The following is a 13049-nucleotide window of genomic DNA, read 5'->3' on the forward strand; positions in this document are numbered from 1 at the left end:
GTGACAGTGCAGGCAACGACACTGATCGTGGGACTGGGCACCACCGGGCTTTCCGTGGCGCGGCATCTGGCCGCCCGCGGGGAGCCCTTTTGCGTGGCCGATACCCGCGAATTGCCACCCGGCCTGGATGCGCTGCGGGAACGGGTGCCCGAAGTCCGTGTCTTTACCGGGCCGTTCGCCCCGGACCTGTTTGCCCGCTTTGATCGCCTGATCGTGAGCCCCGGTGTGAGTGTCCGTGAACCGGCCATCCAGGCCGCCCGGGCCCGTGGCGCTCGGGTGATGGGGGATATCGAGCTTTTCGCCGGGCTGGTCGATGCCCCGGTACTGGCCATCACAGGCTCCAACGGCAAAAGCACGGTCACCACGCTGGTGGGCGAGATGGCCCGGGCCGCCGGCCTGCAGGTGGCGGTCGGTGGTAATCTGGGGACTCCGGCGCTGGATCTCCTGACATCCCGGCCGGCGCCTGAGCTGTATGTGCTGGAGCTGTCCAGCTTCCAGCTTGAGACCACCTCCGGGCTTCGATGTGATGCGGCCGCCGTGCTCAACGTGTCTGCGGATCACCTGGACCGCTATCAGGGGCTGGATGACTATGCCCAGGCCAAGGCTCGCATCTTCCTACATGCCCGGGTAGCGGTGATCAACCGCAATGACCCCCTGGTTCAGGACATGGCCGGGAGGCAGGTGCGCGTGGGTTTTGGTCTGGATATCCCCGAGGCGGGTCAATACGGCCTGAGGGATCGGGGTGGGGAGCCCTGGTTGTACCAGGGTGACGGCCCGCTGATGCCCGAGGCGGAATTGCGCATGGCTGGCCGACATAACACGGCCAATGCCCTGGCCGCCCTGGCCCTGGGGGAAGCCGTCGGCCTGCCCATGGACGACATGCTGGCGGTGTTGCGCCGCTTCGCCGGGCTACCCCATCGTTGCCGGTGGGTGGCGAACATGGGTGGTGTTGACTGGTACAACGATTCCAAGGGCACCAACCTGGGTTCCACTCTGGCCGCCCTGGCGGGGTTGCCGGGCAAGGTCGTGCTCATCGCCGGTGGGCAGGGCAAGGGGCAGGATTTCACGCCCCTCCAGGCCGTGGCTGCCGACAAGGCACGGGCCGTGGTGCTGCTGGGGCAGGATGCAGCCGTGATCGAACAGGCCCTGGGGGGCGTGGTGCCGGTGGTACGGGTCCATGATATGGAGCAGGCCGTGACCGAGGCTGCCCGTCTGGCCTGTCGCCAGGACAGCGTGCTGCTTTCCCCAGCCTGTGCCAGCCTGGACATGTTCCGTAACTACGCACATCGGGGCGAGGTATTCGAGTCCGAAGTACGGAGGCTGGCGCCATGAAGGGTCTTGATCTTCAGGCCACCCGGGACATGGACAGCCGTCTGGCGGTGGAACTGCATCAGAAGGTGGATCTGGGACTGGCGGTCACGGTCATGGCCCTGCTGGGACTGGGACTGGTGATGGTGGGATCCGCCTCCATCGGGATCGCTGACCGGAACCTGGGCGATCCTTTCTATTTCCTGCAACGCCAGGTGTTTTTTGTCAGTCTCGGTCTGTTGGCGGCCGTCATGTTCTACAACCTGCGCCTGGCCTGGTGGCAGGCCATGGGGCCCTGGCTGCTCCTGTCCGTCTACGTGCTGTTGCTGCTGGTGCTGGTGCCCGGTATCGGCAAGACGGTGAACGGCTCCACCCGCTGGATTTCCGTGGGGTTGTTCAATCTGCAGGTCTCCGAGGTGGTGAAACTGCTCATGACCATCTATCTGGCCGGTTATCTGGTGCGCCATGCCCGCCAGGTACGCGAGACCCTGATGGGTTTTGCCAAGCCCTTGATCCTGCTGATGCTGGCCACAGCGCCTCTTCTCATGCAGCCGGATTTCGGGGCCGCGGTGGTGCTGATGGCCATCGCTCTGGGAATGCTGTTCCTGGGTGGCGCGAGGCTGTGGCAGTTCTTCATGCTGTTGGGTGCCGTAGGCATGGCGATGGCCTGGCTGGCCATCCAGACCCCTTATCGGGTGGCCCGTCTCACCGGCTTCATGGATCCCTGGACCGACCCCTTCAACACAGGATTCCAGCTCACCCAGTCTCTCATTGCCATCGGCAGTGGTTCCTGGTTCGGCGTGGGGCTGGGTGGCAGCGTGCAGAAACTCTTTTACCTGCCGGAAGCCCACAACGATTTCCTGTTTGCCGTGCTGGCCGAGGAACTGGGGCTGGTGGGTATCGTGGTGCTGGTGGCCCTCTACGGCTTCCTGCTCTGGCGCAGCTTTGCCATCGGTCAGGCCGCCGAGCGGGTGGGACATCTGTTCGGCGCGCATCTGGCCTACGGCATCGGCATCTGGATCAGTCTGCAGGCCTTCATCAACATGGCTGTGAACATGGGCATGCTGCCTACCAAGGGGCTGACCCTGCCCCTGATGAGCTATGGCGGCAGCTCCATGCTGGTGACCTGCGCGGCCATGGGATTGCTGGCCAGGGTGCATAGGGAAACGGTGGAGAGCGGTGGTTTCAGGCCGCGGCGTCGTGCCTCGGGAGGTGGAGCATGAGTCGTCGTCCCATCCTGATCATGGCCGGTGGCACCGGGGGACACGTTTTCCCCGGGCTGGCCGTGGCCGACTGCCTGCGTGCCCGCGGCGAGACCGTGTGCTGGCTGGGCACGGCCAACGGCCTGGAGGCCCGGCTGGTGCCGGCGGCGGGGATCGAGTTCCATACCCTGCCGGTGAGCGGTCTGCGGGGCAAGGGGGCGACCGCCTGGTTGCTGGCCCCCTGGCGACTGGGGGTGGCCCTGTGGGCGGCTTTGGGCCTGATGCTGCGGCTCAAGCCCAGGGCCGTGCTGGGCCTGGGCGGATTTGCCTCCGGCCCTGGTGGTCTCATGGCCGCCGCCCTGGGCCATCCCCTGGTGATCCACGAGCAGAACGCCATTGCCGGCATGACCAATCGCTGGCTGGCCGGTCGCGCGGACCTGGTGCTGGAAGCCTTTCCGGGCACGTTTCCTGCGGGCCGCCAGGCGGTGGCTGTCGGCAATCCGGTGCGTGAGAGCATCCGTGCGTTGCCGGAGCCCGAAGTGCGCCTGGCCGGGCGGGAAGGCCCCCTGCGTCTGCTGGTGGTCGGCGGCAGCCTGGGTGCCCTGGCCCTGAATACCCGTGTGCCTGAAGCGGTGGCACGTCTGCCCGAGGTGCGCCGACCCCTGATCCGTCATCAGGCGGGGGAGCGCACGCTGGATGAGGCCCGCCGGTCGTATGCCCGGGCCGGGGTGGAGGCCGAGGTGACGGCCTTTATCGATGACATGGCCGAGGCCTATGACTGGGCAGATCTGGTGATCTGCCGGGCAGGGGCGCTGACGGTCTCGGAACTGGCGGCTGCCGGCGTGGCCGCCCTGCTGGTGCCTTATCCCCACGCGGTGGATGATCATCAGCGTGCCAATGCCCGCCATCTGTCCGAAGCCGGGGCGGCCCGGCTCGTGCTTCAGGATGAACTGGACCCCGAAGCCCTGGCGACATGGCTGGAGTCCCTGGACCGCCCCCGATTGCTGGAAATGGCCCGCCAGGCCCGTTCCCTGGCACGTCCCGATGCCACCCATCGCGTGGCCGAGGCCTGTCTGGCCCTGGCTGGGAAAGGAGATTGTTCATGAATGCGCCCAACGCCCTGATCGGCATGCGTCGCATCCGCCGGATTCACTTTGTGGGTATCGGCGGTTCGGGCATGGGCGGCATCGCCGAAGTGCTGGCCAACCTGGGCTACCAGGTCAGTGGTTCGGATATTGCCGAAAATGCCGTGACCCGGCGCCTGGAGGGGCTGGGCGTGGAAGTTCGCCTGGGGCACGATGCCGCCCATGTGTGGCAGGCCGACGTGCTCGTGGTGTCCAGCGCCATCCGTCCCGATAACCCGGAGTTGCGGGCGGCACAGGAACGTCGCATTCCCGTCGTGCCCCGGGCCGAGATGCTGGCCGAGCTGATGCGTTTCCGTTATGGCATCGCCGTGGCCGGGACCCACGGCAAGACCACCACCACCAGCCTGGTGGCCAGTCTGTTGGCGGAGGGCGGGCTTGACCCCACCTTCGTCATCGGCGGCCGGCTCAACAGCACCGCCAGCCATTCCCGGCTTGGGCAGGGCAACTACCTGGTGGCCGAGGCGGACGAGAGCGACGCCTCCTTCCTGTGTCTGCAGCCGATGATCTCGGTGGTGACCAACATCGATGCGGACCACCTGGCCACCTATGAAGGGGATTTTTCCCGGTTGCGGGATACGTTCCTGGAGTTTTTGCACCACTTGCCTTTCTACGGCCTGGCGGTGCTGTGCGCGGATGACCCGGAAATCCGCGATCTGATCACTCGCATCGGCCGCCCCATGCTCACTTACGGCATCGATCATCCGGCCGACGTCAAGGCCCGTGAGCTACGCCCCGACGGCACCCTCACCCACTTCGACCTGTACCTGCCGGGCCGTGATCGGGCCTTGCCGGTGACCCTGAACCTGCCGGGACGCCACAATGTACTCAATGCCCTGGCGGCGGTGGCCGTGGCCCACGAGCTGGGGGTGGACGACGGTGCCATACAGCGGGGGTTGCAGGCATTTCAGGGCATCGGCCGGCGTTTCCAGGTTTACGGCCGTCTGCCCGCCCCGGCGGGCGAGGTGATGCTGGTGGATGACTATGGCCACCATCCCACTGAAGTGGCTGCCACCATTGCTGCGGCCCGATCCGCCTGGCCGGGCCGGCGTCTGGTGCTGGCCTTTCAGCCCCACCGCTACACCCGTACCCGGGATCTGTTCGAGGATTTTGCCGAGGTACTGTCCGAGCCCGATGTGCTGGTGCTACTGGATGTCTATGCGGCGGGCGAGGACCCCATTCCCGGCGCCGATGGCCGTACCCTGGCCCGGGCGATCCGTACCCGGGGAAGGGTGGATCCCGTGTTCGTGGATGCCCCCGAGCGTCTGGTGGACGCCCTGCGGGGTGTCTTGCGGGAGGGGGATGTCCTGCTGACCCAGGGCGCGGGTAATGTGGGGGCATTGGCGGCCAGTCTGCCGACGGCACTGGCCGGTGTCGGGGAGGGGCCATGATCGTTGCCCGTCGTCCCGGTCATCTGCGCGGGGAACTGCGCATCAATGAAGCCATGGCCAGGCATACCTCCTGGCGGGTGGGTGGTCCGGCGGACCGTTGGTATCGTCCGGCGGATCTGGATGACCTGGTGCTGTTCCTGTCCGGCCTGCGGGCGGACGAGCCCCTGTTCTGGCTTGGTCTGGGCAGCAATATCCTGGTGCGCGATGGTGGTATCCGCGGGACGGTGATTGCCTATGCGGGTGTGCTGGATACCCTGCACGGTCTGTCGGGATACCGGGCGCGGGTCGGGGCGGGCGTGAGTTGCGCCAAACTGTCCCGTTTCTGTGCCGAGCACGATCTTGCCGGCGGCGAATTTCTTGCCGGTATCCCCGGTGCCCTGGGTGGGGCCCTGGCCATGAATGCCGGGGCCTGGGGTGACGATACCTGGTCTCACGTGGAACAGGTCACCACCGTCGACCGGCGGGGGTGCCTGCATGTTCACACACGGGGGGATTACGAGGTGGGCTATCGCCATGTGCAGGGTAGCCGGGAAGGCTGGTTTGTGGAAGCGGTCCTGGCTTTCGCCCCCGGTGATGGTGAAGAATCCCGCCGGCGGGTCAAGGACCTGCTGTCCCGGCGCAACCGGACCCAGCCCATCGGGCAACCATCCTGTGGCTCGGTATTTCGCAATCCTGAAGGGGACCATGCGGCCCGGTTGATCGAGTTGGCGGGTCTCAAGGGGATGCAGGTCGGCGGAGCCATGATCTCGGAAAGACATGCCAATTTCATCATCAATACGGGGAATGCCCGGGCCGCGGACATGGAGGCCCTGATGATCCGGGTGCAGACCGAAATCCAGTCCCGTTTCGGGGTCACGCTGGTTCCCGAGGTCCGCATCGTGGGTGAAACCCTCAACGAGGTGGCGTCATGACGCAGTCGAATCAGGCCGATTTCGGCAGGGTGGCGGTACTCATGGGCGGTGGGTCCGCGGAGCGGGAGGTTTCCCTGCGCAGCGGCCAGGCCGTGCTGCGAGCATTGCTGTCGTCCGGCGTGGATGCCCATGGCATCGATGTGGGACGGGATGTGCTGGAGATCCTGGCCTGCGGTGATTATGACCGGGCGTTCATCATCCTGCACGGACGGGGCGGCGAGGATGGCGTCATCCAGGGCGCCCTGGAACTGCTGGGCATCCCCTATACGGGCACCGGCGTGGCCGGTTCGGCCGTGGGCATGAACAAGCTCATGAGCAAGCGCCTCTGGCGCGGGGCCGGTCTGCCGACGCCGGATTACCGGGTGCTGGAATCCGGGTTCGATCCGGTGGCGGTGGTGGAAGCCCTGGGTCTGCCCCTGATCGTCAAGCCTGCCCTGGAGGGGTCGAGCATCGGCATGTCCCGGGTCAACCGGGTGGAGGATCTGCCGGCTGCCTTTGAAGTCGCCGCCGCCTGTGGCGGGCCGGTATTCGCCGAACGCTGGATCACGGGCAGGGAATTCACCGCGGCCATTCTGGACGGTGAGCCGTTGCCCCTGATCCGCCTGGAAACTCCCCGGTCCTTTTATGATTACGAGGCCAAGTACGCAGCCGGGGATACCCGCTATCACTGTCCCTGCGGACTGGACCCCGAGGCCGAGGCCGCCGTGCAGGCCCTGGCCCTGGCCGCCTTCGAGGGTGTGTCCGGGCGGGGCTGGGGCCGGGTGGATCTGATGATGGATGCCGGGGGCAAGGCCTGGGTGATTGAGGTCAATACGGTGCCGGGCATGACCGATCACAGTCTGGTGCCCATGGCGGCCCGTGTCGCCGGGCTGGATTTTCAGGCCCTGGTAATGAAGATTCTGGCCACGTCCCTGATTCCGGGGGCGCGGTAATGGGGTGCGTATGGGCAGAGCGATGGCTAGGCGAAGGGTGCAGCGGCCGCCCTGGTGGCGGGAGGCACGCTTGCGCCGCGCCCTGCGATCCCTGCTGCTGGTGGCAGCTGTCATGATGCTTGCCGTCGCTGGCCAAGGAGGGGTAGCCCATTTGATGGAGCCCGATACCCTGCCCATCCGCAGCGTGGAAGTGGAGGGCGAGTTGCGTCATATGGTGCCGGAGACCCTGTCCGCGGCCATCGCGCCCCATGTGCGGGGGGGCTTCTTCAACCTGGATCTGCGTCAGGTGGAGAGGTCGGTCAAGGCACTTCCCTGGGTACGTGGGGTGTGGGTGCGCCGGGAATGGCCGGACCGGATCGTGATCCGGATCGAGGAGCAGGTCCCGGTGGCACGCTGGGGCAGCGATGCCCTGGTGAACCAGTATGGGGAACTGTTCCGCCCGGAGTTGTCGGAAGCCCCCGAGGGTCTGCCGTTCCTGGAGGGCCGGGAGGGCCGTCAGCGGCAACTCATGGAACGATTCCTGGCGGTACAGGCCAGGCTGGCGGATGTGGGCCTGGAAGTTTCCGGCATCAAGGAGGATGCCCGGCGCTCCTGGGTGATCCAGCTGGAGGACGGGGGGCAGGTCCTCATGGGCCGGGGGATGGACGCGGATCGCCTGGACCGGCTGGTGCGCATGTATCCGCGCCTGGAGGAGCATCGGGACGAGCCCATCCGGCGAATCGACATGCGTTACACCAACGGCATCGCCGTGGCCTGGCAGTCCGGCGAAGGTGATGTCAAATGAGACGGTCTGTCATGCAGGCAAGGCAAATGAAAGAAGTAATGAGTCCGGCGTTGTTTTCCCGGTACCGGCAGTGTGGTGAAACCACCCTGATTGCGTCGTGGTGGAGATGAAGGGTTATGTCTAAGCGATCCGATAAGGGAATGATAGTCGGCCTTGATATCGGCACCTCCAAGGTGGAGGCCATCGTCGGTGAAGTGAATGACGAGGGGGGTATCGAGATTGTCGGTATCGGTTCCCATCCTTCCCGTGGGTTGAAAAAGGGCGTGGTGGTCAATATCGAATCCACTGTGCAATCCATCCAGCGTGCCATCGAGGAAGCGGAGCTGATGGCCGGCTGCCAGATTCACTCGGTCTTCACCGGGATTGCCGGCAGTCATGTGAAGAGCCTCAATTCCACCGGTGTGGTGGCCATCAAGGACAAGGAAGTCAATACGGCGGATGTGGAGCGGGTGATTGATGCCGCCAGGGCGGTGGCTATCCCGGCGGATCAGCGCATCCTTCATGTGCTGCCCCAGGAGTTCATCATTGATGAGCAGGAAGGTATCCGCGAGCCCATCGGCATGTCGGGCGTACGCCTTGAGGCCAAGGTTCACCTGGTCACAGGCGCGGTGTCCGCGGCCCAGAACATCATCAAGTGCGTCAGACGGTGTGGGCTGGAGGTGGATGACATCATCCTGGAGCAACTGGCCTCCAGCTATGCCGTACTCACCGAGGATGAGAAGGAATTGGGAGTGTGTCTGGTGGATATCGGTGGCGGGACCACCGATATTGCCGTCTTTACCGACGGTGCGATCCGCCACACCGCGGTGATTCCCATCGCCGGTGATCAGGTGACCAATGATATCGCCGTGGCCCTGCGGACGCCCACCCAGTACGCGGAGGACATCAAGATCAAGTATGCCTGTGCCCTGCGTCAGCTGGCCAATCCGGAGGAAAGCATCGAGGTGCCTGGCGTGGGTGACCGTCCCCCCCGCCGTCTCTCCCGGCAGATCCTGGCCGGGGTGGTGGAGCCCCGCTACGAGGAACTCATGTCCCTGGTCCAGGCGGAACTGCGCCGGTCCGGTTGTGAGGAAATGGTGGCCGCGGGCGTGGTGCTGACCGGTGGGTCTTCGAAGATGGAAGGCGTGGCGGAACTGGCGGAAGAGGTCTTTCACATGCCCGTGCGTCTGGGGTTGCCCCAGTACGTCACCGGTCTGGTGGATGCGGTCAGGAACCCCATGCATTCCACCGGAGTGGGGCTGTTGCTGTTCGGTCATCAAAGTCGTTATCAGGCCATGACCGAAGGAGTCCGTGGTGGGGGGATGAAATCCGTCTGGGGGCGGATGAAGAGCTGGTTTCAGGGCAATCTATAGGACAGGCTCATGTCGGACTTCGTGGCGATGGATACAGAAAGAATACGCGGGCGTGGATGAATCGGGTGATCTGAATTCGGAAGGTTACGGTCTTTTTAACGAACATTGTGGTTTTTAGGAGGAATTGGATATGTTTGAACTGATGGATACCTATCCGCAAAGCGCGGTCATCAAGGTCATCGGTGTCGGTGGCGGTGGCGGCAATGCCGTTCAGCACATGGTCAATGCCTCCATTGAGGGCGTGGACTTCGTGGTGGCGAACACGGATGCCCAGGCCCTCAAGCGGGTGGATGCCAAGACCCTGCTGCAACTGGGCTCCCATATCACCAAGGGCCTCGGTGCCGGGGCCGATCCTGCCGTGGGGCGTGAGGCCGCCCTGGAAGACCGGGAGCGGATCCAGGAAGTGATCGACGGTGCCGACATGGTCTTCATTACCGCCGGCATGGGCGGCGGCACGGGTACCGGGGCCGCGCCGGTGGTGGCCCAGATCGCCAAGGAAATGGGCATTCTCACCGTGGCCGTGGTCACCAAGCCCTTTCCCTTCGAAGGCAAGAAGCGTATGCAGGTGGCGCAATCGGGGATGGAAAACCTGGCCAAGTATGTGGACTCTCTTATCACCATTCCCAATGACAAGCTCCTGTCGGTACTGGGCAAGAACGTAACCCTGCTGGATGCCTTCAAGGCCGCCAACGACGTGTTGTTGGGGGCGGTGCAGGGGATCGCCGAACTCATCACCCGCCCCGGCCTGATCAACGTTGACTTTGCGGATGTGCGCACCGTGATGTCCGAGATGGGCATGGCCATGATGGGTACCGGTTCCGCCTCCGGTGGTGACAGGGCCCGTGTCGCCGCCGAGGCCGCCATTTCCAGTCCGTTGCTGGAGGATGTGAACATTGCCGGTGCCCGGGGCATCCTGGTGAATGTGACCGCCGGCATGGACATGTCCATCGGCGAGTTCGAGGAAGTGGGCGCGGCGGTCAAGGAGTTTGCCTCTGAGGATGCCACTGTGGTGGTGGGTACCGTCATCGATCCGGAGATGAACGACGAACTGCGCGTGACCCTGGTGGCCACAGGTCTGGGAACGCCCGGCCAGGCTGCCCGTCCGACCCGTGAAAAGCCGGCGGTGAAGCTGGTGGAGTCACGTCAGACGGCCCTGGGTGCCCATCATGGGCACGGCAGCGAACTGGACATGGTGGATTACGACAAGCTGGATCGGCCGGCGGTGATGCGCAAACAGCAGGGCAATGCGGCCTACGATATGTCCGGCAATCCCAATATGGATTACCTGGATATCCCCGCATTCCTGCGCAAACAGGCCGACTGATCATGGGGTGGTGAAGGGCGGAGCCGCATGCACTGGTGTGTGCTTCGCCCCTTTATCGTCAGATGCCGTCCGGAAGGAGGGGCTGGTGTCAGGACATGCAACTTGACGCATCCAGTGGCATAATAACCGGCTATTTTGTCATGCCGGGCATTTCAGGGAGGCTGGGGCCGTTCTGATACGGTACGCATAATGCCCAATCCCGGTGCGTCACCGGCTCAGAGGATTATCAAGTTGATCAAGCAGCGCACGCTCAAGAACACCATTCGTGCTACCGGCGTCGGACTCCATACCGGTGAAAAGATCTATCTGATGTTGCGTCCGGCACCGGTCAATGCCGGGGTGGTTTTTCGCCGCGTGGACCTGGATCCGGTGGTGGAGATCAAGGCCCATCCCGAAAATGTGGGCGATACCTGCCTGTCCACCACCATGGTGAAGGGTGATGTGCGGGTGTCCACGGTGGAACACCTGCTTTCGGCCGTGGCGGGGTTGGGGATCGATAACCTGTATGTGGATGTCAGTGCGCCCGAAGTGCCCATCATGGATGGTAGCGCCGGGCCTTTCGTGTTTCTCATCCAGTCCGCCGGAATCGTCGAGCAGAACGCCCCCAAGCGTTTTATCCGCATCAGACAGCCGGTGGAAGTCCGGGAGGATGACAAGTGGGCCAGGCTGGAACCCTTCAATGGGTTCAAGGTGGGTTTCTCCATCGATTTCAAACACCCCATTTTCAGTGGCGGGGTTCAGTCCGCCGAACTGGACTTTTCCACCACGTCCTTTGTCAAGGAAGTCAGCCGCGCCCGTACCTTCGGTTTCATGCGCGAGATCGAGGCTCTGCGCAGTCGTCGGCTTGCCCTGGGCGGCAGTCTGGATAACGCGGTGGTTCTTGATGATTATCGGGTCCTTAATGAAGATGGTCTGCGCTATGAGGATGAGTTCGTCAAGCACAAGATCCTGGACGCCATCGGTGACGTCTACCAGCTTGGTCATAGCCTTATCGGTGCCTTTACCGGCTATAAGTCAGGTCATGCGCTCAACAACAAGCTGATCCGCAAGTTGATCACCCTTGAAGATGCCTTTGAAATCGTGACTTTCGAGGATGAGGGCGAGTTGCTGCCCATCTCCTATGCTCACGCTGCGGCTACTGTCTGAGGGAGGTCTTGCTTCGCGCCGCCAGGCGGCGCAGCGCCTGACGTAATTCTGTGTCTTCCACGGTGTTGGCTGCGCTCAGCAGGGATTCACGAGCCCGGTTTGAGAGGGCGTTTGCCTGCCGTGGGCGGTTTTCCTTGCGGGCGTCGCTCAGGGCGGGACATACCCGGATCTGGATGGATCGGGGGTGCAGGCCGTGGTGGGCCTGGATCTGTTTGAGAATTTCCCGCTTCAGATAGCGCAGTTGGGTGGCCCACGCCCCGGAGTCCGTCACCAGGGTGAGGGCACCATCTTCCATGCCGCTGACCCAGCAGTGCTCCCGTGGTCCCGGGGGCAACAGGTTCCTGACGCTCCAGGTCAGGTTTTCCAGCATTCGGGCCCGCGTCAGGAGCGCGGGGTCAAGCAGGACTCTGGGGCGGCGCATGAACGGACAGGTCTCCTGGCCGGGGACGGCATGCTGCAAGACTGCCTGTAACCACATTGGCGGGATATACGGATTTCCCACAAGGCCTGTGGTTGGATTATGATCGGCTTCTCATGAAGGACGGGTACTGGACGTCGGCGATTTCCGGCGCTGGTCGGGATCATAACAAAATACAGGCCAGGTCAGCATGAATATCATTTTCCTGTCTTCCAACGGGGGAGGGACGCGGCGCCTCCAGGTGTCACGTTGGTATCACCTTGCCGTTCCCCTGGCGGTTTTTGCTGTCTGCGGTGGGTTGTTCATGGGCGCTGGTTATCAGGCGGGAAGGTATCTTCATGATCCTGGCGAGCCACCGGGGTTGGCCCACTGGAGTGAGGCGCTCAGGGAGCAGCGCGATCAGCTGGAGTATGCAAGAGATGCCACTGAAGCGGGTATTCAGACGCTGACCCTGCGAGTGGCCCAGCTGCAGGCGCAGATGACGCGCCTGGATGCGTTGGGGAACAAGCTGGTGAAGATGGCGGACCTGGAAGATGGTGAGTTCGATTTCGGCACTCTGCCGGGGGTGGGGGGGCCCGAGGAAGTGCTTGTCGATGCGCCTTCCTTTCATCTGCTTGAGCGACTTGACGAGCTTGCACGGCAGATGGATGACCGCGAATCCCAGTTGCGCCTGCTGAGCCGCCTCATCCTTTCCGGTCAGCTGGCGGATGAGGTGACCCCGACCGGACGTCCTGTCGTCACTGGCTGGATGTCCTCGGGTTACGGTGCTCGTACCGATCCTTTCACCGGGCGTCAGGTGTTTCACCGGGGAGTGGATTTTGCCGGGCGTCCGGGTTCCGACATCATCGCCGTCGCCGGAGGGATCGTCATTTTTGCGGATCGCCGGGATGCCTTCGGCAAGCTGGTGGAGATCGATCACGGTAACGGCTATGTCACCCGCTACGCCCACAATAAGGAGATGCTGGTCTCCGTTGGGGAAGCGGTCCGCAAGGGGCAGGTGATCGCCAGGATGGGTTCCACCGGGCGCGCCACCGGAACCCATGTGCATTTTGAAGTGCTCAAGGATGGCCGGCATGTGAACCCCCATCGATTCATATCCTCCTCCGGCTAGGTGTCGTGGTACCCCACTGCGCCCATGG

Annotated in this window: 12 protein-coding genes; 11 read left to right on the plus strand and 1 reads right to left on the minus strand. The window is 63.8% G+C overall.

From position 1 onward, the window contains the following. The 10 genes from murD to lpxC all read left to right on the plus strand — a co-directional run bounded on the left by murD (position 1) and on the right by lpxC (position 11492). Positions 1 to 1332, plus strand: a complete 1332-nt coding sequence (murD, locus tag CKO35_RS04375; protein WP_200173017.1) for a UDP-N-acetylmuramoyl-L-alanine--D-glutamate ligase — start codon at positions 1 to 3, stop codon at positions 1330 to 1332. Then, positions 1329 to 2531, plus strand: a complete 1203-nt coding sequence (gene ftsW / locus CKO35_RS04380) for a putative lipid II flippase FtsW (RefSeq protein ID WP_200173019.1) — start codon at positions 1329 to 1331, stop codon at positions 2529 to 2531. Before murD ends, ftsW begins: the two co-directional genes overlap by 4 nt. Continuing rightward, on the plus strand, positions 2528 to 3616 hold the full coding sequence (murG, locus tag CKO35_RS04385; RefSeq protein ID WP_200173021.1) for an undecaprenyldiphospho-muramoylpentapeptide beta-N-acetylglucosaminyltransferase: 1089 nt from the start codon (positions 2528 to 2530) through the stop codon (positions 3614 to 3616). Before ftsW ends, murG begins: the two co-directional genes overlap by 4 nt. Continuing rightward, positions 3613 to 5043, plus strand: coding sequence for a UDP-N-acetylmuramate--L-alanine ligase (gene murC / locus CKO35_RS04390; protein WP_200173023.1), 1431 nt, complete (start codon positions 3613 to 3615; stop codon positions 5041 to 5043). Before murG ends, murC begins: the two co-directional genes overlap by 4 nt. Continuing rightward, complete coding sequence (murB, locus tag CKO35_RS04395) at positions 5040 to 5954, plus strand: UDP-N-acetylmuramate dehydrogenase (protein WP_200173024.1); 915 nt, start codon at positions 5040 to 5042, stop codon at positions 5952 to 5954. Before murC ends, murB begins: the two co-directional genes overlap by 4 nt. Beyond that, a complete protein-coding gene (locus CKO35_RS04400; RefSeq protein ID WP_200173026.1) occupies positions 5951 to 6886 on the plus strand; it encodes a D-alanine--D-alanine ligase in 936 nt (311 codons plus the stop codon). Before murB ends, CKO35_RS04400 begins: the two co-directional genes overlap by 4 nt. A 22-nt stretch (positions 6887 to 6908) precedes the next feature. Next, complete coding sequence (locus CKO35_RS04405; protein WP_242467013.1) at positions 6909 to 7670, plus strand: cell division protein FtsQ/DivIB; 762 nt, start codon at positions 6909 to 6911, stop codon at positions 7668 to 7670. A gap of 116 nt (positions 7671 to 7786) precedes the next feature. Continuing rightward, positions 7787 to 9022, plus strand: coding sequence for a cell division protein FtsA (gene ftsA / locus CKO35_RS04410; protein ID WP_200173028.1), 1236 nt, complete (start codon positions 7787 to 7789; stop codon positions 9020 to 9022). Between the two features lie 130 nt (positions 9023 to 9152). Continuing rightward, positions 9153 to 10346, plus strand: coding sequence for a cell division protein FtsZ (ftsZ, locus tag CKO35_RS04415; RefSeq protein WP_200173030.1), 1194 nt, complete (start codon positions 9153 to 9155; stop codon positions 10344 to 10346). Positions 10347 to 10577: 231 nt separating this feature from the next. Further along, the gene (lpxC, locus tag CKO35_RS04420) at positions 10578 to 11492 is read left to right on the plus strand and encodes a UDP-3-O-acyl-N-acetylglucosamine deacetylase (protein ID WP_200173031.1); all 915 of its coding nucleotides are present in this window, start codon (positions 10578 to 10580) and stop codon (positions 11490 to 11492) included. On the opposite strand, the gene CKO35_RS04425 is transcribed toward lpxC, so the two are convergent. Next, entirely contained in the window at positions 11482 to 11913 is a 432-nt protein-coding gene (locus CKO35_RS04425) for a DciA family protein (protein ID WP_200173033.1), read from the minus strand. The two genes, lpxC and CKO35_RS04425, sit on opposite strands and share 11 nt — an antisense overlap. 187 nt (positions 11914 to 12100) lie before the next feature. On the opposite strand from CKO35_RS04425, the gene CKO35_RS04430 reads away from it, so the two are divergent. Continuing rightward, a complete protein-coding gene (locus CKO35_RS04430; RefSeq protein WP_200173035.1) occupies positions 12101 to 13021 on the plus strand; it encodes a M23 family metallopeptidase in 921 nt (306 codons plus the stop codon). Positions 13022 to 13049 lie beyond the last annotated feature (28 nt).

Origin of the sequence: Ectothiorhodospira shaposhnikovii (genome assembly GCF_016584105.1) — a bacterium.
Classification (GTDB): domain Bacteria; phylum Pseudomonadota; class Gammaproteobacteria; order Ectothiorhodospirales; family Ectothiorhodospiraceae; genus Ectothiorhodospira; species Ectothiorhodospira shaposhnikovii.